This is a genomic window from Pantoea sp. X-Soil-ISGK-285, from assembly GCF_059730815.1.
Genome location: NZ_AP035938.1, coordinates 2,009,001 through 2,028,117, shown reverse-complemented (window position 1 = coordinate 2,028,117; position 19,117 = coordinate 2,009,001). Strand labels below are relative to the sequence as shown.

Sequence of the window (19,117 nt, the reverse complement as noted above, 5' to 3'; positions counted from 1 at the left end):
CTTCCTGAAAGCATCACATTTATCTAACATTCGGTGGACATAACAATAACATCATTGTTCTCATTGATCTCATTGCCACCTGCGACTGGCTGTTAAAGATTAGTGAGCTGTATCAACCTCATGCAGAAATCGACCAGGATAATCGGGTTGGATAGCGTGCTGGGCGCTGTAACGCCCAAACAGCTTATAGCGGTTTAACGCGATGCGGTCATAAGCAAAGTTACTGATCGCGTCGGGAAAGTGGCGCAGCACCGCCAGCCCGCGCCAGGGTGCCGGCAGGTGCTGCATCACGCGGAACACCGCCTGCGCCCGCAGCCAGTGCTGGTTATCGGCAATGTAGACAATGGTGCTGATGTTCTCTTCCGGCAGTCCGGCCCAGCGCAGCAGCGCTTTGCCCTGCTCGCTCTGCACCGAGGCAAAACGGACCTGCCGCGCCAGATGGTGACGCAGCAGGAACTGAACCCAGCCGTTGCACAGCTTACAGACGCCGTCATAGAGCACGGCGCTCTCACCGGTTTGCAGATACGGGGGCGACGACATCCTGCAACACCTCACTCCTCTGATGATGAACTGAAGTGTAGCGGGTTCTGGTCAGTTGCTGCTGCAGCCAGTGAATGACGGCAGCGTGATCCTGGGCGCAGGCATCAACCTCATACACCTGGCCCAGCGCCATCGGAGTGGCCTGTTGTGCCAGCTGGCGCAGCTCCGGCAAATACTCCGCACCCGGATGGCCCGGCAGCCGCTGTGACAGCCGCGCCTGATAGCGCGCCACCGCCGCTTCCGGTTCAATCTTGAGCCATAGCTCCAGCGCCTCTTCCACGCCCGCCTGTTTCAGTCCCTGCTCCAGCAGCGTACGGGGCTGGAACCCAAACCAGGCGTCGATCAGCCAGATCTGACTGGCGGGAGCCTGCGCGACGATGTTCCAGATCGCCTGATAGGCCGCGCAGCCCAGTTGCCGGTTACGCTGGCGATCGACCGGCGCAAAAGCGTGCATAAACGGCTCTTTCAGGCTGTCGAGCGTCAGCACCGGCCAGCTAAAGTGTTGTGACAGCACGCGCGTCAGGGTGCTTTTACCCGATGCCGGAATACCGTTAACCAGCACCACGCGTTTGGGGGGGATGTTTTGCGTCATAAGATATCGATGACCTCCGCGACACTGCTGGCCTGACGTAACCGGACCAGCGTTTCCTCATCTTCCAGCAGCGACACAATCGCGCGGATCCCCTCTTCTATATGGGCATTGCTGTCACGCGCGCCAAACATAATCACAATGTCCGCTTTATCACTGCCCTCAAACGAGATCGGCTCATTCAACAGAATCATACTGAAACAGTCGCGGATCACCCCTGCGTCCGGTCGCGCATGGGGAATGGCGATCCCCTCTTCAAACACGTAGTAAGCGCCATGGGCCAGCGTATTGGCAATGACCGCATCAGGATAAGAAGCATCGAGATAGCCGCCACTGACCAGGGGTTCGGCAGCCAGCGCGATAACCTGACGCCAGTCCGTGGCGTCGATACCAATCTGAATAGCGTTTGCCTCTTGCAATAACTGCTTAATCGTCATCAGCTCTCCTTAAATCGACTGGCGAACCACATTGCGTAATTCATCGATTTTGACAAACAGCGCATCAATTTCATTGCGATAGCGACGGCTTTTCGCAAATAAGCTTAATGCCCGGTTATATTCCAGCATTAATTGTTTTTGCGTTTCGCCATCACGCGGATTAATAGCCAGCTGCTGCTCCAGTTGCGTTATTTTCTCGCGACTTAATTCCGCCAGATGATCCTGCTGCTGCTCGCTGGGTTGTTCCACAGCCGGAGACTTTTTTAAGAATCCAAACATAGGCTCTCCTGCCCCGTAGCATGTCGGGGTGGCTCAGATTAATAGGTAATTATAAAAGGTTTGACGCAATAAGCCGGTGATAGCGAAACGGGCGATTACCGGAATAACTGCATCTTCTCTACCAGCACACTGGTTACCGCATCATTGGCCGGCACCAGGAAATTACGCACGCTGTCATTGACCTTGCCTTTTTCAAAGGTCGATTTGCACTGCGCCACCCACTGAACATTCATTTCGGTGCCGACATTGACCTTCTCAATACCGCTGCTGACCGCCAGCCGCATATCTTCATCGCTGACGCCGGTGCCGCCGTGCAGCACCAGTGGCGTGTGGGTTGCCGCCGTGATATCTGCCAGCCGCTGATGCTGAATATGCGCTTTGCCGGTGTAAAGTCCATGCACGGTGCCGATGGAGATCGCCAGCATATCGACGCCGGTCTCTTCGACAAAGCGGCGCGCATCTTCCACCGGCGTAAACGCAATCGCCTCCATTTCCACGCATTTACCATCTTCCGAGCCGCCAATCGCGCCCAGCTCCGCTTCTACCGAAACATTGTGCGGACGCGCCATATCGATCACCCGGCGGGTGTTGGCAATATTTTCCTCAATTGACAGATGGGACCCGTCATACATCACGGAACTGAATCCGGCATCAATCGCGGTCTGAATCGCCGCTAAATCGGAACAGTGATCGAGATGCAGACAGGTCGGGACATTTTTGCTCTCTGACAGCGATTTAATGGCATCGACCAGTAATTTATGGCCGAGATATTTCGCCGTACCGGTGGAGATCTGAATCATTAACGGACTATTGGTTTTCTCTGCCGCTTTAAAATAGGCGGGCAGCATCTCCAGGCAGTGAAGATTAAAAGAACCCACCGCTTTAAAGTCGCGCTGTTTAGCCAGCTGTAACAGATCGGCGAAGTTATAAAGTTTCATGGATTTTTTCCTCTTGAGGTTTTGTGGATTTGCCATTAACAAACCAGGCAAGCGCGGTAACAAAGGCAATAAACAGAGCAACGAACAGCCAGTTATTCTGGAAGGCGTGGCCCAGCACCAGGCCGGTACTGATGACATCTGAGTCACTGAAGGTCACACCGGTGAAGCCATAGCTCTCCAGCATCGGCACCAGGATGGCGGGCAGAATGGTGATAAAGAGGCCGTGGACGAAGCCGCCGATCATCGCGCCGCGCCGTCCGCCCATGGCATTACCAAATACCCCGGCGGTGCCACCGGCAAAGAAGTTGGTCAGCAGGCCAGGCAGGATCATCGCCAGACCAAACATCGGGAAGACGAGCATGCCGACAATTGAGCCGAGCGTGGTGGCGAGAAAGCCAACAATCACCGCGTTCGGGGCATAGGGAAACATCACCGGGCAGTCCAGCGCCGGTTTGGCATCCGGCACGACACGCATGGCGATACCACGGAAGGCAGGCACCAGCTCGTTAAGCAGCAGGCGGACGCCGCTGTAGAGCACAAAGACTCCGGCCACGAACTGAATCGACTGCATAAAGGCGTACATCAGGTAGTTCATGCCGTTGCTGTACTGGGCGATAAACGCCGGACCGGCCGCCACGGCGGGGATCAGGTACATCGGCACCATCACCAGCGCCATCGACAGATAGGTATCCTGCAGAAACTTGAAGTTATCGGGCAGCTTAAGATCTTCAGTGGATCGCGATCCTTTGCCGACCACTTTGGCGACCGCCGCAGTGACCAGATAACCAATGGTGCAGAAGTGACCCAGGGCAACGTCGTCCGAATCGGTAATACGCCGTACCACCGGCTGCGCCAGCGCAGGCATCACCACGGCCATGATCCCGCCAAAGATACCGCCGGTCAGGATCAGCGGCAGACCGGTCAGCCCCGCTTTATAGCCAATCACCGCGCCAATCGTCGCCATCCACAGCAGGGCCTGGCCGGTGAGGAAGATGTACTTAAAGGGCGTCAGTCGCGCGATGATGATATTGACGATAAAGATCACCAGCAGCGTCAGTGCCACTTCAGACCCCAGCTCACGGTTAGCCAGCCCGGCAATGGCGGCAACATCGGTGATATAGCCGCGCATGCCAAAGCCGTGGGTAAAAATGGTATTGAGGAACGTCAGGGTTCCCACAATAATATTGATACCCGCCATCATAATTAAAAAGCCGAGCAGGGTTTTAAAGGTGCCTTCCACCACCTTGCCTGCGGATTTCTTTTGCAGCAGCAGACCAATCAGGGCAATAAAGGCGATCAGAATAGACGCCTGCCCCAGCAGATCTTTTACCAGGAAGTCGATCACACTATTCATGGGCGGCGACCTTTACGTTGCGTTCTTTTAAAAAGGCCAGGATCTTCTGCTCTATTTCCGCTTTATCGGTGAGCCGGTTAAGAATAATGACCCGCTTAATCTGTTCCGGACTGGCGTCGGCATTTAACACATCGGCAAAGGCTTTTTGCGTCAGAATCATGTCCGACTTAAAGGCATTCGCTTCTGAAATGGTGGTGTGATCGATATCGGCCTCAATCTCCAGTTTTTTTAAAACCGCTTTTGCGCTCATCTCAATCGCAAAACTGGATCCTAAGCCACAACCACAGACACATAATATTTTCAGCATGGTTTTCTCCTCACAATATATTGAGTTGTTTAGCGAGTTTGTAATGGTGCCCGTCAATATCGACCAGGCGTTTTTGCATGCTTATTAAATCAATCGGAATCGGTTTATTGCTGCCGTTAATAATGACCGCTTTATTCCGCATTCCTGACTGAATACAACGCACCACTTCACTGGCCATAATGGTGCCCTGATAAATCTCTTCGCAGGTGGGATCACCATTCCGCAGCCCGTAACCGAGGATAGTTTTACGGACGCGTACGCCAATAAGCGGCTCAAGCTGTTTGATTAAGGTGTCGATAGCCCCCTGAAAACCCGGCGAATATTCGCGGGTGTAGCCTTCTGAACAGAGAATGATCACGCTGTTCTGCTCTGCCAGCCGCCGGGTGATGCGCTGCGCCAGCTGTGGCAAAGGAATCTGGCACTCCGGGATCAGCGCAATGTCCGCATTGGATTTAATCGCCGACTGCAGGGTTAATTCGCCGCAGTAGCCGCCGAGTAACTCCAGCATAAATACCCGGCCAGGTAAGGCGCGCCCGGTATTCCGCAGTTTCGCGACCTCTTTTAATACCTGCTCGCAGGCGGTGGAAAAACCCAGGGTGTAATCACTGCCGAAGACATCATTATCGATGGTCATGCCGACGCCGAAACAATTAACGCCAGACTCCGACAGGGTATGGAGAAATTGCAGCGACCCGTCTCCGCCCGCCATAATTAACACTTCAATACGGGCGCTTTTCAGCTGGCGGGCAATACATTCATATTCGCTGCGCACCAGTTTCTTTTGCGTGCGTCCCGATTGCATAACCGGAATTGAGGCGATGGAAAAGTCGAGCAGATCACGCTGGCTGATATCACGATGGTTATTTGCCAGCAGGCCGGGAATGCCACCATCAAATATCACGATCTCCGCCTGCGTCAGACGCCCTAACTGGAAGACAAAATTATTAATGCCGGTTACATCACCGCCACTGATCACCATTCCAATTCGCATTTCCCTCACCTCGCTGTCTTAATCTGCTGAGGGCCATTCTTCCGGTTCGTGGGGTTGCTATTTGCAGAGGAGATCACAGTTACGAGCGGTATTTTTTGGGCGGAGTTATTGACAGGGGTGTCTGAACGGCGGTTTTTGAGATCAAAATCACACTATTCGCGGGAAGGCCGATTAGAGTGAAACGATATAAATCAATGAGTTATTTCAGAAGACATCTGAATTTTATTTCGCCACACAGCGGCACAGAGTGGCTTATTCCGTGCTGTTGCAAATTTGTGACTTTCGCCTCATTTTTCCCGGTTCCGGGCCAGATAAAGCGTTCAGAAAATAGTTGATGAGGAGATATCCGGATTATTTTATGACAGATAAACAGGCGGGCAGAATAGATTTCAGAGGGGAAGAAGGCGCAGAAAAAACGAATAAGGGACGTAGCTGCAAGCCGCTACGCCCCAAAAAACTTACTTCGCGTAGGCTTCAGTAGACAGAGTCAGAGTGACCTCGTCGCTTACCGCTGGGACATATTTGTCCAGCTTGAAGTCAGAACGCTTGATGGTGCCGGTGGCATCAAAACCAATCGCCTGCTTTTTCACCATCGGATGCTCGCCCTGCTTATTCAGCGTCGCGTGCAGCGTTACTGGCTTGGTGATGCCTTTCAGGGTCAGGTTGCCTTCAACATCAAATTTGTTGTCGCCCTTCGCCACCACTTTGGTGCTGTGGAAGGTCGCAGTCGGATATTTAGCGGTGTCGAAGTACTCAGCGCCTTTGAATTCTTTGGTCAGCGCAGCCACGTGGCTGTCGATTTTGCTGACTGGCAGGGTCACGTCAACACGTGATGCCTCTGGATGATCTTTATCAAACACCAGGTTACCGGTTGCATCAGGGATATCAGCGGTAGGGTTTGAGAAGCCGAAGTGGTTCCAGGCAACAATCACCGACGTATGCTCAGGATTCAGCTGGTAGTGCATCGCCTCAGCCTGAGACAACGGGGCGTAGAGGGTGGCAGCGGCTAACAGGGGCAGTGCAATACGTTTGAAGTTTTTCACGGTCAATTCCTTATGCGGACAAAGTGAATTGAGTGTGGTCCAGTTCGCCCGGAATAGACAGTGAAGAGATTTGTCGGTAATTTTCAAATAAATTCAGCAACTTTATACCGGGCGCTACACATTCTCGCCGCCGGTAAACAGCACCCGCCAGCGGCGGCGATCCTGAATCAGCGTGCGGTGAAGCTGTTGCAGATCCGCAAGTGTCAGCGCCTCAATCTGCGCCGCATCCGGTTCTGCCAGGCCATTGTCTGCGCGTAAGCACGCCAGTGGCTGATCCACTTCCCGGCTCAGAAGACGCGCTTTCAGTGCCGCCAGATCGTAACCCGCCAGCGTCTCGTTCAGTGACCGCAGGAAGTTGCGGCAGTAGCGCAGCAGTGACAGCGCGCTGTAATCGGGCGATTGCAGCGCAAACAGTACCCCATCTTCATCGGCACAGCGCATATAGCGGCTGCTGACCACATAACCGATAGGCTGCTCAACGCGATAGCGCTGGAAAAAGCGCGGCTCGTAGATCAGCGCCAGCGCGCGAAGCGCCGCCAGCTGTTCAGGACGATGCAGCGGGATAAACAGCAGCAGAGCATTGTCCGCGCTGCCGTGTGGCAGGCGCGTCATACCGGTTTGCGTCGTCATGCGCTTTGGCGGCGTGTCAGGGTTAACCGGCAGCGACAGTGCGCTCAGCCGCCGGGCAATCAGTGAATGCAGTGCCGCGTTGCCGCCTTTCAGCGCCGCCCGCCAGCAATGTGGCGTAATGGTGGCGGCCAGCTGCCAGGGCAACTGCCGCAGCAGTGCACGAATCGCGATGCTTTCTCCCGAAGAAGGCTGCGCCGCCTCAACCGGCAGCGTCAGTGCGGCGACGATCTGGCTCAGCGCCCGGTCAGCCACTGCCTCATCCGGCGTCAGTTGTAGCGTCAGTTGCCACACGCCCTCCACTTCCTGCAAGCTGCCGTTGCCGCCCTGATGACGCAACGCGGCAAACAGCGGACGTAACCGCCGCCCCAGCGCTTCGCCTGTCGCTTCGGTGAACGTTGACCAGAACTCTGGTCGCAGGATCAGCGTCGCCTGCAGGTCGTCAGGCTGATGATGCGGCAATGCCACCGCCTGTGCGGGCAGCGGCTCAGACGTCAAGGCGGTCTCGAACGGATAGAATGTGAAATTCGCCGGAGGTAGCGCCTCAGACGGGGCTGGTTGCCAGGCGGTCAGCGCAAGGCTGAATCCCTGCGTCTGAAGGGTTTCCTCAGCCGGGTGCGACGTGCAGAACAGCAACGTGCCCGGCGCGTCGGTGAGACGCGCCAGCAGCGGCTGTAACGCAGGCACGGCTTCATCTGGCGCAAAGCCGATTGCGCGCTGGCGTAACTGCTCCATCGGTGACAGTGTCACAAATCGCTGCTGCGCCAGCTGGTGATAGTGTTGATGTTGTGGCGCATTCGTCTGGCGCAGTGCATCCAGATAACGGTCGATCAAGACATTAACGGTTTCGGGTTGATGCGTTTCAACGCCCAGCGCCAGCCAGAGCGCGCCTCCCGCCTGATAGATCCACTTCAGCTCCAGCGACTCCGCCAGCCCCTGCTCACGAAGGGTAGCCAGCAGCGATCCGGGTGCTTCATCCAGCAGAAATTCACGCCATAACGTGACACCGTCACTGTTATCCAGTATCCAGCTGCGCCATAGCGCCCCAGGTGCGGTCTCTGCCAGCTGCCAGAAGGTATCGCTGGTCAGCTGCGGCGGTGGCAGATCCTGTCGCCACTGACCGGAGGGCAGCGCGGCAGCAACGTTACGCGCCAGCTGTTCCAGCTCATCCAGTGAGTGCGGCCCCTGCAGCCAGAGCCGCATATTGCTGGCGAAGTAGTAGCGCTGGTGGAACTGGCGCAGGGCCCGCTGTAGTGCAGAGAGCTCATCGCCAAAACTCGCCCGGCTGCCAATATGGAACCGGTGGAATTCCGCAGGTGACGCGGCGGCGTGCAGCAGTGCCGCTTCAATGCGTGACGGCTGATGACGCTGCAATAGCTGATATTCCGCATCAATCACCGCCACTTCCTGACCGATTGCCTGATTATCAAGCAGCGGATGGCAGACCATATCCTGCAGCCGCGCCAGCCCGTCAGCCAGCAGCGACGGCGTAACCTCAAAAAAGAACGCGCTGCGCCGGGCCAGCGTGGTGGCGTTAACCCTGCCACCCTGCGTCTGAATCCAGCTCATCAACCGGCCCTCATCAGGCCAGCCGGTGCTGCCGGTGAACAGCAGATGTTCCAGCAGATGCGCAAGTCCGGGCCAGCGATCGGGTTCGTCGTGACTCCCCGCGCCCACCTGAATCAGGGCGGCGGCCTGGCTGGCATCGGGCTGATGCACCAGTTCAACCGTCAGACCGTTTATCTCCAGGCAACGCGTTTTCATCAGAGGTTCCGTGTTTTATAGATCAGTTGTGAGTTGCTGCGGTTACGGAACTGCAGCTGACCAATTTTAATGTCGCTGCAATCCGCCTCACGCCGGGCGTCAAGGATTTTGCCGTGATGCGGTGATTTACTGCAGACCGGATCGGTGTTGTCGGCATTGCCGGTCAGCATGTAAGCCTGACAGCGACAGCCGCCAAAATCTTTCTCTTTCTCATCACAGGAGCGGCATGGCTCTGGCATCCAGTCAAAACCGCGATAACGGTTGAAGCCGAATGAGTTATACCAGATATCGTCCAGACTTTGCGTCAGCACTGAGGGAAATTCTATCGGGAGCTGACGCGCACTGTGGCACGGCAGCGCGGTGCCCTCTGGCGTAACGCTGAGGAAGATGGCGCCCCAGCCACCCATGCAGGGCTTAGGGCGCTCTTCGTAGTAGTCTGGCGTCACAAACAGCAGGTTGGTCAGATTGCCGGTGGTGCTCATCCGCTCGCGGTAGGTTTTCACCACCGCCTCTGCGCGGGCGATCTGCTCGCGGGTGGGCAGCAGGCCTTCACGGTTAAGCTGCGCCCAGCCGTAGAACTGACAGGTCGCCAGTTCTACGTCATCCGCGTCCAGCTCAATGCAGAGGTCGATAATCCTGTCGATCTGGTCGATGTTATGACGATGCAGAACAAAGTTCAGCACCATCGGATAGCCGTGGGCTTTCACCGCTTTCGCCATCTCCAGCTTCTGCTGAAACGCTTTTTTCGAACCGGCCAGCGCCGCATTCAGGGTTTCGTCACTCGCCTGGAAGCTGATCTGGATATGATCCAGCCCCGCCTCGCTGAACGCATCCAGCTTCTTCTCCGTCAGGCCGATGCCAGAGGTGATCAGGTTGGTGTAGAAGCCGAGATCGCGCGCCGCTTTGATCAGCTCCGGCAGATCTTTACGAACCAGCGGCTCGCCGCCCGAGAATCCGAGCTGCACGCTGCCCATCGCCCGCGCCTGACGAAACACCTCAATCCACTGTTCGGTGGTCAGCTCCTTCTCCTGCTGGGCGAAATCCAGCGGGTTGGAGCAGTAGGGACACTGCAGCGGACAGCGATAGGTCAGCTCGGCCAGCAGCCAGAGCGGCGGATTCACGTCAGGTTTATGCGGGGTCACGGAACTGTATCCACTTCTGTTCATAGGCTGATTGCAGGAACTCTAAAACATCTGCACCCACGCCGCCCGCCTCCGGAAAACGGCTATCCAGCGTTGCGATAATCGCGGCGATATCCTGCTTGCCATCCACCAGCTCAAGGATGGCGGCGGCGGTTTCGTTCAGCTTCGCCATGCCTTCGGGATAGAGCACCACATGGGTATCCTGAGCGGCTTCCCACTGCATGCGGTAGCCGCGACGAAACGCGGCAATCGAGTTTTCATTCATCTGTTATACCAGTCGGGTGGTGTGCCACGCCGCTTTATCAGTTACGGTGTGATAAGGCGGACGTTTCAGCTCGTATGCCATGGTCATGGCGTCCAGCATGCTCCATAAAATATCGAGCTTAAACTGCAAAATTTCCAGCATGCGGTTTTGCGTCTCAGCGGTGGTGAAATATTCCAGCGCCAGCGCCAGGCCATGTTCCACATCGCGGTTCGCCTGACCCAGACGACTGCGGAAGTAGAAATAGCCCTCTTCTTTGATCCACGGATAGTGCTGCGGCCAGCTGTCGAGCCGTGACTGGTGGATCTGCGGGGCGAACAGCTCGGTGAGTGAGCTGCAGGCTGCCTCCTGCCAGTTGGCGCGGCGGGCAAAGTTAATATACGCATCCACCGCAAACCGCACGCCTGGTAGCACATGCTGCTCTGAAAGTAGTTCTTCGCGCGTCAGCCCGACCGCCTCGCCCAGCCGCAGCCAGGCCTCAATGCCGCCCTCTTCGCCGTTGCTGCCGTCGTGGTCGAGGATGCGCTGCACCCATTTACGGCGGGTAGCCGGATCGGGGCAGTTGGCCATGATCGCCGCATCTTTCAGCGGAATGGTGGTCTGGTAATAGAAGCGATTCGCCACCCAGCCCTGAATCTGCTCGCGCGTGGCCTGACCGTTATGCATCGCGATGTGATACGGGTGATGGATATGGTAATAAGCGCCTTTGTCGCGCAGGGCCTGTTCAAAAGCCTGCGGCGACAGCGTGTCAGTGATCTGCATGTTTTAGCCCTGAAGGTGGATCGCCATTCCGTCCCAGCTCACCTCTATTCCCTGCTCCGTCAGAAACTGACGCTGCGGTGACTGCTCGTTAAGGATCGGATTGGTGTTGTTAATGTGGATCAGAATTTTGCGTTTTGCCGGCAGCGACGCCAGCAGTGCCATCAGCCCCTGCTCTTCCGCCAGCGCCAGATGGCCCATCGCCTTGCCGGTGTTATGACCCACGCCAGTAGTCAGCAGCTCATCATCCTGCCAGACGGTACCATCAATCAGCAGGCAATCCGCTTTTTGCAGCCACGGCAGGATCACCGCATCCGGCTCGCCCAGGCCTGGCGCGTAGAGCAGCGTCTGGCCATTCGCACGGTTTTCAATAAACAGCGCCACGTTATGGCCCGGCAGCGGCCGGTCGCGATACGGCGAGTAAGGCGGTGCATTACTGATAATCGGAATTGCGGTGAACTGAAGATCACCACAGACATCGACGCTGAACGGCGTCAGTGGCGCAATGGGACGGTGCTGTAAGCCTCCATTCCAGTGGGTGAGCATAGGAAAGATCGGGAAGCCGGTGCTGAGGTCACCATGCACTTCCGGCGTGCACCACACCTGATGCGGACAGCCCTCACGCAGGCTCAGCAGCCCGGTGGTGTGATCGATCTGGCTGTCGGTAAGGATAATTGCGCCGATCGCCGTGCCGCGTAACACCCCTTTGCGGGTCAGTTCTGGCGTATGCAGGATCTGCTGGCTGATGTCGGGTGAAGCGTTGCATAACACCCAATCTTCGCCGTTATCGCTGAGGATAATCGACGATTGCGTGCGTGCCTGGGCCTGGATCGTGCCGTTACGCACGCCGTGGCAGTTGGCGCAGTTACAGTTCCACTGCGGAAACCCGCCGCCCGCGGCTGAACCGAGGATTTTGATAAACATAGAGGAAAACCAGAAGTTGAAAAAAAATGCCCGCTCAGAGGGCGGGCAGAACGATTAACGGTTGGAGATGTAGAGAGTCACTTCCAGACCGAGACGCATATCAACGAAAGTTGGTTTTTTCCACATGAGTTACTTCCTCTTGGTTAACAGTAAATGAGCTGCCTGAAATCAGTGTGACCGGCATTGAATGAGACCGCCGTCACAATTTCCAGGCAGATGTTGCGCCAATGGCGCGTCGGGATCAAGCCCGGAACATCAGGAAATTGTTATCACAGCCCGGTCAGATGCAAAACGCGCTGCCAGTTTCCCCATGCCAGTTTCTCTGTCAGTGTCTGATCATAGCCCGCTTCCTGAAAAGCGGCGAGCAATCGCGGCAATCCGCTGACATCGCCCAGCGCAGCCGGTGGGGTAATTCCGTCGAAATCAGAGCCAAAGGCTACATGGTCGCTGCCCATTATCTTCAACAAGTGATCACAATGCTTAACAATTTCTGTTAATGGCGTGTCAGCATCGCGTTTACCGTCGGCGCGCAGAAAAGCATTGCCGAAATTAATGCCGACCAGACCGCCGCTGTCGCGGATTGCCACCAGCTGGTCATCCGTCAGATTACGCGGCTGCGGGCAAAGAGCATGCGCGTTGGAGTGGCTGGCGACCAGCGGCGCGCTGGAGAGCCGGGCGGTGTCCCAAAAGGCTTTTGCATTCATATGCGACACGTCAATCATCATCTTCAGGTCACTCGCCTGCTGAATCAGCCTCTCTCCGGCGCGGGTCAGGCCTGGCCCGGTGTCGGGCGAGCCAGGAAAGGTGCCGCTGACGCCTTCACCAAAGCGGCTGGCCAGATTCCAGAATGGCCCGATGCTGCGCACTCCCGCCTGCCAGAAGGCGTGCAGCTGCTCGCCCTCCTCATCCAGCGCATCAGCACCTTCGATGTGTGCCACCATCGCCAGTACGCCTGCGGCGCGGCAGGCGACGATCTCGTCATGGCTGCGGCAGAGTCGCGCCCGCCCGCCTGACGCATCAGTCAGCTGCTGCAGGATCTCAACCTGTTGCCACATGATCTGAAGCGGTTGAAACGGCTCGTCGGCACGTGCCGGAACGGTGCGGGCAATGTACTCCTGCGGAGGCACAAAGATTGCAAACAGCCCGCCGCCGAGCCCGCCCTGCTGAATGCGCGGAAAATCGAGGTGGCCCCGTTCAATCCCCTGATAAAACGCCTGCGCAGGCGCATCACGATGATGCAGCCAGAGGTTAAGCAACAGATCGTTGTGACCGTCAAAAATCAGCATATGAGTCCACCCAAATAAACAGGCGACCATGCTAACCCTGCCCGGCGGATTCACCAAACCAGAGCGCACGCAGGGCCACGCAGGTCATGCAGGTCATGCAGGTCATGCAGGTCATGCAGGTCATGCAGGTCATGCAGGTCATGCAGGTCATGCAGGTCATGCAGGTCATGCAGGTCATGCAGGGTATTGTCACTTTTGCGCGTCAGGTTGTCAGCCCTGCGCGCGCGGACCCGGAGGCGTGTCGGCAGACTGGTAAAAAAACCACAGGAGACTCCTATGCTGACCCGACCCGCTGATAAATATCGTCCCTCCCCGCTGATCACCCTGCCCGATCGCCAGTGGCCCTCACGCCAGCTGACCCAGGCGCCGCGCTGGCTCTCCACCGATTTGCGTGACGGCAATCAGGCGCTGGCAGAACCGATGGATCGGGAACGCAAAATGGCCTTCTGGGATCTGCTGCTGCGCTGCGGGTTTCGGGAGATCGAGGTCGCCTTTCCCTCTGCGTCGCAGACGGATTTCGATTTCGTCCGCGACCTGATTGAGCAGCAGCGTATCCCGGAGGATGTGACGTTACAGGTGCTGACTCAGGCGCGTGAGGACCTGATTGCCCGCACGTTTGTGGCGCTGCAGGGTGTGCCGCGCGCCATCGTACATCTCTATAACGCCACCGCGCCGCTGTTTCGCGAGCGGGTATTTAAACAGAGCAAAGCGGAAATCGTGGCGCTGGCCACAGCTGGTGCACGGCAGATCCGCGCCGAATGCGAGGCGCAGCCGGAAACCTACTGGACCTTTGAATATTCACCAGAGACCTTCTGCTTTACCGAGCCGGAGTTTGTGCTGGAGATCTGCGAGGCGGTAGCCGATGTCTGGCAACCGGACGCCCAGCGCCCGATGATCATTAACCTTCCTGCCACGGTAGAGGTGAATACCCCCAACGTTTATGCCGATCAGATTGAGTATTTCTGCCGTCACTTCAGCCGCCGTGATGCCGTCTGCATCAGCGTGCATCCGCACAACGATCGCGGCACCGGCGTTGCCTGCGCAGAACTGGCGCTGCTGGCGGGCGCTGACCGGGTCGAGGGCTGTCTGTTTGGTAACGGTGAACGCACCGGCAATGTGGATCTGGTGACGCTGGCGCTGAATCTCTATACCCAGGGCGTTTCGCCCCAGCTCGATTTCAGCCAGATGCATGAGGTGATTGAAGTGGTAACCCGCTGCAACCAGCTGCCGGTTCATCCGCGCCATCCCTATGCGGGCGAGCTGGTCTTCACCGCCTTCTCTGGTTCTCATCAGGATGCGATTAAAAAAGGGTTCGCCATCCGCGCCGAACAGCAGGAAACAGAGTGGCAGATGCCCTACCTGCCATTGGACCCGGCCGACATTGGCTGCAGCTATGAGGCGGTGATCCGCGTTAACAGCCAGTCGGGAAAAAGCGGGGCCGCCTGGCTGCTGGAGCAGAATCACGGGTTACAAATGCCGCGAGCGCTGCAGCAGGATTTCAGCCGCTGTGTTCAGCAGGAGACTGACCGGCACGGCGGAGAGATGACGCACTACGCGCTGTGGCAGCTCTTCTGCCGCCAGTATGGCGTCACGCAGCCCGCGGTGGCATTACAGCGGGCTGACAGCCAGAGTGACAGCGGCGGGCAGACGCAGATTAGCGCCAGCGTGGTGTATCAGACGCAATCGCTGATGCTGACCGGCAGCGGCAACGGCTGGCTGTCGGCGGCGGTCAATGCCCTGCGCAGCGCGTTTGATCTGCATCTGACCATTGAGGACTATCACGAGCATACGCTGGGACGACGCAGTGACAGCCGCTCGGTGGCCTATATCAGCTGCGTGGATGCCCGTGGCGCGCGAGCCTGGGGAGTGAGTATCGACAATGACACCGCCCGCGCCGCCCTGCAGGCGCTGCTCAGCGCGGCAGGCCAGTTTCTGCAGGCGGAAAATAGTCAGTCGGAGAGACGCCCAGCAGACGACGAAACATCGCACTAAACGCGCTGGGGCTTTCATAGCCCAGTTCCAGCGCCACACGCAGCACGGAGTCGCCCTGAGCCAGTCGCGTCAGGGCGATAGCCAGTCGGGCACGCCGCACCCAGTCGCTGAACTGCAGGCCGGTTTCGCGCATAAAATGGCGGGCCAGAGTGCGGCCCGAGACATTCAGGTGGGCGCTGGCGCGCAGCAGCGTCCAGCTCTCACCGGGCGTCTGCTGAATAAGCTCGCACAGCGCCTGTAAACGGGGGCTGTCGGGCGTCGGCAGCGCAAAGGGCAGCACGTCCATGCCGCGGATTTCATCCAGAATCAACTCCATCACCCGCTCGGCCCGACTGCCTGCGGCGTAACGCTCTGGCAGGCTCAGCGCCGTGACAATCAGCTCGCGCAGCAGCGGTGAGATTTGCACCACCTGACAACTGGCGGGCAGATCGGCGCGCGCCAGCGGATCGATAAACAGCGTGCGCGCCGCCACACTGCCGGTAATCTGCAACGCATGACGGGTAAATGCGGGCAGCCAGACGCCACGACTCGGCGGCACAATCCAGCTGCCATACTCCGTCTCTACCCGTACCACGCCGCTCAGGGTGTGGATCAGCTGGGCACAGGCGTGCTGGTGCCAGGGTTCGCTGGCACCGTGCAGGTAATCGTGCGCCAGCGGCACCAGCGGACGCGTGCTGAAGTCAAAATGCTGCTGACTCATTGCGCTTTCAGATAGCGGTAGATCACCGCCAGATCCTCTTCACCGTGTCCGGCCTCCACCGCCTGCTGCCAGAGCTGGGCGATATTCTCCAGCGCCGGCAGCGGCGTCTCTGCGGCATCCAGCGCCAGGCGGGCATCTTTCAGCGCCCAGACCAGATGCATCTGCGGCGTGAAGTCGTCGCTGGCGATCATCCCGAGCTTCATTTTCGCATACGGTGCGGCCAGCGGACCGCCCTCCAGCACCTGCCAGAGATCGTCGGTGGAAAAGCCGAACTGCTCTGCCAGCCGGGTACTCTCCGCCAGGCTTTGCATCATGCCAATCAGCCAGCTGTTGATGACCAGCTTCATCCGGGTGCTTTTTCCCGCCTCGCCCAGCCACTGGGTGCCTTTACTGATGGCAGCAAACACCGCTTCTGCCGCCTGCGCCCGGCTCTGATCGCCGCTGGCCAGCACCAGAATCTGCGCATTCTCTGCTGGCGCTTTGGTGCCGGAGACTGGCGCATCGATCAGTAACAAATCGGGGCGTTTTTCTGCGAAAAAGGCGATCAGCGCGTCGGTTTTTTCTACGCCGATGGTGCCCATCTGGCAGAGCGTCGCGCCCTGCTTAAACGCCTCCTGGACCTGATGCAGCACCTGCTCAGTGGTGTCGCCATCAGACAGCATGGCGATCACGACATCTGCTTTATGCACCGCCTCAGCTGGCGAGTCAGCCAGCTGCAAACCCGCATCCAGCAGATCTTCGCCGCGCGCGCGGGTGCGGTTCCAGCCATGAACGTGAAAGCCTTTTTTCAGCAGGTTTGCGGCAAATGCGTGCCCCATTGCGCCTAATCCCAGAACCGCCACTTCAGGTTGTTTCATGCTGACTCCCGTGAGTTTTTTTGTCTGCATCCGGGTGAACCGGACGCCATATCACTGCAAAAGATGGATTTCAGCCTGGCGGTAAACAGAGAAAAAATCCAGCCCGAAACGATGTACCCCTGCGCATCAAACCCTTACCATATGCGGAAATTGTTCCACCTGGTTCATATCCTCTCTTTTTTTCAGGCCACATATAATGAAAATAATCTCTCTGCGCCAGGCGACGCTGTTGATGTTGCCTGCCATTTTGCCACTGCCGCTGCTGGCGGCGGATAATGACAATACCCTGGTCGTCACGGCTGCACCGCCGGAAACGGGCCTTAACGAACTTGATACGCCTGCGGCCCTGAGCGTGGTCAGTGGTGACGATATGCGCCAGGCAGCGCCGCGCGTTAACCTGTCGGAAAACCTCAGCAGCGTGCCGGGTCTGCAGATCCAGAACAGGCAAAATTACGCGCAGGACCTGCAGCTGTCGATGCGTGGCTTTGGCTCCCGCTCAACCTACGGCGTACGCGGGCTGCGCATCTATGTGGACGGCATCCCGGCCACCATGCCGGATGGTCAGGCGCAGACCTCCAATATCGATATCGGCTCAATTGATCATGTTGAGGTGCTGCGCGGCCCGTTCTCTGCGCTTTATGGCAACGCTTCGGGTGGCGTGATCAATGTCACCACTCAGCAGGGTCAGCAGCCGACCACGCTTGAAGCCAGCAGCTGGTACGGCAGCTATGGCAGCTGGCGCAACAGCGTGAAAGCCAGCGGTGCGACCGGTGACGGCAGCCATGCCGGGGATGTTAACTACACCGTCTCCGCCTCACGCTTCACCACTCACGGCTATCGTGATCACAGCGCTGCGCAGAAGAACCTTGGCAACGCCCGACTGGGCGTGCGTATTGATGATGTCAGCACCCTGACGCTGCTGTTTAACAGCGTTCACATTGACGCGCAGGATCCCGGCGGCTTAACCGAGGCGCAGTGGCGTGAGAATCCACGTCAGGTGGTCAGCAACGTCCCGCTTTATAACACCCGTAAGACTGTCGATCAGACTCAGGGCGGCCTGCGTTATCAGCGCCAGATGAGTGAAAATGACGACCTCAGCGTGATGCTCTATGCGGGCATGCGCGAAACTACCCAGTTCCAGTCGATCCCCGCAACCGTGCAGCGCAACCCGTCTCATCCCGGTGGCGTGATCGCCCTGACCCGCCACTATCAGGGCGTCGATACCCGCTGGACCCATCGCGACACGCTGCTGTCGATTCCGGTGGCGCTGACCGGCGGACTCGACTACGAAACCATGACCGAGCGCCGCAAGGGCTATGAAAACTTCACGGTCAGCAACGGGGTGACACAGCTGGGCGAACAGGGCAATCTGCGCCGCAACGAGCGCAACCTGATGTGGACGCTCGATCCCTATCTGCAGACCGCCTGGCAACTGACCGATAAGCTGTCGCTGGATGCGGGTGTGCGGTTCAGCACCGTTAACTTTGACTCTAATGACTTCTATATTCAGCCCGGTAACGGCGACGACAGCGGTGATGCGCGCTATCACAAATGGCTGCCCGCTGCGGCACTGAAGTATGCCTTTGACCCAGGCTGGAACGCGTGGATCTCCGCCGGTCGCGGCTTTGAAACCCCGACCATTAATGAGCTCTCTTACCGTTCAGACGGCGCGACCGGTCTGAATCTGGGGCTGAAACCGGCCACCAGCGATACGCTGGAGATTGGCAGCAAGAAACGCATCGGCAATGGCCTGATCAGCGCGGCGCTGTTCCAGACCGATACCCAGGATGAGATTGTGGCGGATGCCAGCAGTGGCGGACGCACTACCTATAAAAATGCCGGTCAGACCCGCCGTCGCGGTCTGGAGTTAAGCCTGGATCAGCAGTTTGCCTGGGACTGGCGGCTGAAGATGGCCTACACCCTGCTGGATGCGCGCTATCGCACTAACGCCTGCGGCAGCGACAGCTGTGACGGCAACCGCATTCCTGGTATTGCCCGTAACATGGCTTACGCCGGACTCGGTTATCTGCCGGAACAGGGCTTTTATGCAGGCAGTGAGGTACGTTATCTGAGCCAGATCGCCGCTGAAGATCAGAACAGCGTGAACACCCCGTCCTACACCGTGGCAGCGGTTAACAGTGGCTATAAGTGGCTGGTTGAGAACTGGACGCTGGATCTGTTTGGCCGGGTCGATAACCTGTTTGACCGGCACTATGTGGGTTCAGTGATTGTGAATGAGAGTAATGGTCGCTATTTCGAATCCGCGCCGGGCCGCAATTACAGCGTCGGTTTAACGCTGGGTTACGCCTTCCGATAAATTATAACG

Annotated in this window: 21 protein-coding genes; 3 read left to right on the top strand and 18 right to left on the bottom strand. The window is 57.7% G+C overall.

Features of this window, described 5'->3' with window-relative positions; all coding sequences use genetic code 11:
• Nucleotides 1-99: 99 nt before the first annotated feature.
• From AC6I8B_RS09715 to AC6I8B_RS09640, 16 genes are all read right to left on the bottom strand, one after another.
• On the bottom strand, nucleotides 100-540 hold the full coding sequence (locus AC6I8B_RS09715) for a thiol-disulfide oxidoreductase DCC family protein (RefSeq protein WP_157352096.1): 441 nt from the start codon (nucleotides 538-540) through the stop codon (nucleotides 100-102).
• Entirely contained in the window at nucleotides 509-1,132 is a 624-nt protein-coding gene (locus AC6I8B_RS09710; protein WP_122458514.1) for a P-loop nucleotide/nucleoside kinase family protein, read from the bottom strand. Before AC6I8B_RS09710 ends, AC6I8B_RS09715 begins: the two co-directional genes overlap by 32 nt.
• Nucleotides 1,129-1,566 carry a PTS sugar transporter subunit IIA gene (locus tag AC6I8B_RS09705; RefSeq protein ID WP_010245049.1) on the bottom strand — a complete coding sequence of 146 codons (438 nt, stop codon included), beginning with the start codon at nucleotides 1,564-1,566 and terminating at the stop codon, nucleotides 1,129-1,131. The genes AC6I8B_RS09710 and AC6I8B_RS09705 overlap by 4 nt, the downstream gene beginning before the upstream one ends.
• Before the next feature lie 9 nt (nucleotides 1,567-1,575).
• Nucleotides 1,576-1,845: a hypothetical protein gene (locus AC6I8B_RS09700; RefSeq protein ID WP_010245053.1), complete on the bottom strand. Its 270-nt coding sequence runs from the start codon at nucleotides 1,843-1,845 to the stop codon at nucleotides 1,576-1,578.
• A 95-nt stretch (nucleotides 1,846-1,940) separates the two neighbouring features.
• Complete coding sequence (locus AC6I8B_RS09695; protein WP_010245055.1) at nucleotides 1,941-2,783, bottom strand: class II fructose-bisphosphate aldolase; 843 nt, start codon at nucleotides 2,781-2,783, stop codon at nucleotides 1,941-1,943.
• Nucleotides 2,770-4,137, bottom strand: coding sequence for a PTS sugar transporter subunit IIC (locus tag AC6I8B_RS09690; protein ID WP_008925155.1), 1,368 nt, complete (start codon nucleotides 4,135-4,137; stop codon nucleotides 2,770-2,772). The genes AC6I8B_RS09695 and AC6I8B_RS09690 overlap by 14 nt, the downstream gene beginning before the upstream one ends.
• Entirely contained in the window at nucleotides 4,130-4,444 is a 315-nt protein-coding gene (locus AC6I8B_RS09685) for a PTS sugar transporter subunit IIB (RefSeq protein ID WP_010245062.1), read from the bottom strand. Before AC6I8B_RS09685 ends, AC6I8B_RS09690 begins: the two co-directional genes overlap by 8 nt.
• Nucleotides 4,445-4,454: 10 nt before the next feature.
• The gene (locus AC6I8B_RS09680; RefSeq protein WP_010670113.1) at nucleotides 4,455-5,435 is read right to left on the bottom strand and encodes a 6-phosphofructokinase; all 981 of its coding nucleotides are present in this window, start codon (nucleotides 5,433-5,435) and stop codon (nucleotides 4,455-4,457) included.
• A gap of 458 nt (nucleotides 5,436-5,893) precedes the next feature.
• Nucleotides 5,894-6,478 carry a YceI family protein gene (locus tag AC6I8B_RS09675; protein ID WP_010245067.1) on the bottom strand — a complete coding sequence of 195 codons (585 nt, stop codon included), beginning with the start codon at nucleotides 6,476-6,478 and terminating at the stop codon, nucleotides 5,894-5,896.
• Nucleotides 6,479-6,592: 114 nt separating this feature from the next.
• The gene (gene pqqF / locus AC6I8B_RS09670; RefSeq protein WP_497817729.1) at nucleotides 6,593-8,869 is read right to left on the bottom strand and encodes a pyrroloquinoline quinone biosynthesis protein PqqF; all 2,277 of its coding nucleotides are present in this window, start codon (nucleotides 8,867-8,869) and stop codon (nucleotides 6,593-6,595) included.
• Nucleotides 8,869-10,035 carry a pyrroloquinoline quinone biosynthesis protein PqqE gene (gene pqqE, locus AC6I8B_RS09665; RefSeq protein ID WP_161950090.1) on the bottom strand — a complete coding sequence of 389 codons (1,167 nt, stop codon included), beginning with the start codon at nucleotides 10,033-10,035 and terminating at the stop codon, nucleotides 8,869-8,871. The genes pqqF and pqqE overlap by 1 nt, the downstream gene beginning before the upstream one ends.
• A complete protein-coding gene (gene pqqD, locus AC6I8B_RS09660) occupies nucleotides 9,998-10,276 on the bottom strand; it encodes a pyrroloquinoline quinone biosynthesis peptide chaperone PqqD (RefSeq protein ID WP_010245072.1) in 279 nt (92 codons plus the stop codon). Before pqqD ends, pqqE begins: the two co-directional genes overlap by 38 nt.
• 3 nt (nucleotides 10,277-10,279) lie before the next feature.
• Complete coding sequence (gene pqqC, locus AC6I8B_RS09655) at nucleotides 10,280-11,035, bottom strand: pyrroloquinoline-quinone synthase PqqC (RefSeq protein ID WP_010245074.1); 756 nt, start codon at nucleotides 11,033-11,035, stop codon at nucleotides 10,280-10,282.
• A gap of 3 nt (nucleotides 11,036-11,038) precedes the next feature.
• A complete protein-coding gene (gene pqqB, locus AC6I8B_RS09650) occupies nucleotides 11,039-11,956 on the bottom strand; it encodes a pyrroloquinoline quinone biosynthesis protein PqqB (protein ID WP_010245077.1) in 918 nt (305 codons plus the stop codon).
• A gap of 54 nt (nucleotides 11,957-12,010) precedes the next feature.
• A complete protein-coding gene (gene pqqA, locus AC6I8B_RS09645) occupies nucleotides 12,011-12,082 on the bottom strand; it encodes a pyrroloquinoline quinone precursor peptide PqqA (RefSeq protein WP_010245082.1) in 72 nt (23 codons plus the stop codon).
• 143 nt (nucleotides 12,083-12,225) lie between these two features.
• Nucleotides 12,226-13,242, bottom strand: coding sequence for a dipeptidase (locus AC6I8B_RS09640; RefSeq protein WP_157352086.1), 1,017 nt, complete (start codon nucleotides 13,240-13,242; stop codon nucleotides 12,226-12,228).
• Nucleotides 13,243-13,328: 86 nt separating this feature from the next.
• Here AC6I8B_RS09640 and AC6I8B_RS09635 point away from each other — a divergent pair, with 86 nt between their 5' ends.
• Nucleotides 13,329-13,538 carry a hypothetical protein gene (locus tag AC6I8B_RS09635; RefSeq protein ID WP_033779220.1) on the top strand — a complete coding sequence of 70 codons (210 nt, stop codon included), beginning with the start codon at nucleotides 13,329-13,331 and terminating at the stop codon, nucleotides 13,536-13,538.
• On the top strand, nucleotides 13,519-15,234 hold the full coding sequence (gene leuA / locus AC6I8B_RS09630) for a 2-isopropylmalate synthase (protein ID WP_157352082.1): 1,716 nt from the start codon (nucleotides 13,519-13,521) through the stop codon (nucleotides 15,232-15,234). The genes AC6I8B_RS09635 and leuA overlap by 20 nt, the downstream gene beginning before the upstream one ends.
• Here leuA and AC6I8B_RS09625 read toward each other — a convergent pair.
• Nucleotides 15,155-15,934, bottom strand: a complete 780-nt coding sequence (locus tag AC6I8B_RS09625; RefSeq protein ID WP_010245094.1) for an AraC family transcriptional regulator — start codon at nucleotides 15,932-15,934, stop codon at nucleotides 15,155-15,157. The two genes, leuA and AC6I8B_RS09625, sit on opposite strands and share 80 nt — an antisense overlap.
• Complete coding sequence (locus AC6I8B_RS09620) at nucleotides 15,931-16,821, bottom strand: NAD(P)-dependent oxidoreductase (RefSeq protein ID WP_497817728.1); 891 nt, start codon at nucleotides 16,819-16,821, stop codon at nucleotides 15,931-15,933. The genes AC6I8B_RS09625 and AC6I8B_RS09620 overlap by 4 nt, the downstream gene beginning before the upstream one ends.
• Nucleotides 16,822-16,987: 166 nt before the next feature.
• Here AC6I8B_RS09620 and pqqU point away from each other — a divergent pair, with 166 nt between their 5' ends.
• A complete protein-coding gene (gene pqqU / locus AC6I8B_RS09615) occupies nucleotides 16,988-19,108 on the top strand; it encodes a TonB-dependent receptor PqqU (RefSeq protein WP_198346846.1) in 2,121 nt (706 codons plus the stop codon).
• The last annotated feature ends 9 nt before the right edge of the window (nucleotides 19,109-19,117 follow it).

Coding starts and splice junctions, on each gene's coding strand:
- AC6I8B_RS09620 (WP_497817728.1), bottom strand. CDS start 16,821: ATGCAGACAAAAAAACTCACGGGAGTCAGCATGAAACAACCTGAAGTG.
- pqqC (WP_010245074.1), bottom strand. CDS start 11,035: ATGCAGATCACTGACACGCTGTCGCCGCAGGCTTTTGAACAGGCCCTG.
- leuA (WP_157352082.1), top strand. CDS start 13,519: ATGCTGACCCGACCCGCTGATAAATATCGTCCCTCCCCGCTGATCACC.
- AC6I8B_RS09685 (WP_010245062.1), bottom strand. CDS start 4,444: ATGCTGAAAATATTATGTGTCTGTGGTTGTGGCTTAGGATCCAGTTTT.
- AC6I8B_RS09635 (WP_033779220.1), top strand. CDS start 13,329: ATGCAGGTCATGCAGGTCATGCAGGTCATGCAGGTCATGCAGGTCATG.
- pqqU (WP_198346846.1), top strand. CDS start 16,988: ATGAAAATAATCTCTCTGCGCCAGGCGACGCTGTTGATGTTGCCTGCC.
- AC6I8B_RS09690 (WP_008925155.1), bottom strand. CDS start 4,137: ATGAATAGTGTGATCGACTTCCTGGTAAAAGATCTGCTGGGGCAGGCG.
- AC6I8B_RS09695 (WP_010245055.1), bottom strand. CDS start 2,783: ATGAAACTTTATAACTTCGCCGATCTGTTACAGCTGGCTAAACAGCGC.
- AC6I8B_RS09710 (WP_122458514.1), bottom strand. CDS start 1,132: ATGACGCAAAACATCCCCCCCAAACGCGTGGTGCTGGTTAACGGTATT.
- AC6I8B_RS09640 (WP_157352086.1), bottom strand. CDS start 13,242: ATGCTGATTTTTGACGGTCACAACGATCTGTTGCTTAACCTCTGGCTG.
- pqqD (WP_010245072.1), bottom strand. CDS start 10,276: ATGAATGAAAACTCGATTGCCGCGTTTCGTCGCGGCTACCGCATGCAG.
- pqqB (WP_010245077.1), bottom strand. CDS start 11,956: ATGTTTATCAAAATCCTCGGTTCAGCCGCGGGCGGCGGGTTTCCGCAG.
- AC6I8B_RS09700 (WP_010245053.1), bottom strand. CDS start 1,845: ATGTTTGGATTCTTAAAAAAGTCTCCGGCTGTGGAACAACCCAGCGAG.
- AC6I8B_RS09680 (WP_010670113.1), bottom strand. CDS start 5,435: ATGCGAATTGGAATGGTGATCAGTGGCGGTGATGTAACCGGCATTAAT.
- pqqF (WP_497817729.1), bottom strand. CDS start 8,869: ATGAAAACGCGTTGCCTGGAGATAAACGGTCTGACGGTTGAACTGGTG.
- AC6I8B_RS09705 (WP_010245049.1), bottom strand. CDS start 1,566: ATGACGATTAAGCAGTTATTGCAAGAGGCAAACGCTATTCAGATTGGT.
- pqqE (WP_161950090.1), bottom strand. CDS start 10,035: ATGAACAGAAGTGGATACAGTTCCGTGACCCCGCATAAACCTGACGTG.
- AC6I8B_RS09715 (WP_157352096.1), bottom strand. CDS start 540: ATGTCGTCGCCCCCGTATCTGCAAACCGGTGAGAGCGCCGTGCTCTAT.
- AC6I8B_RS09625 (WP_010245094.1), bottom strand. CDS start 15,934: ATGAGTCAGCAGCATTTTGACTTCAGCACGCGTCCGCTGGTGCCGCTG.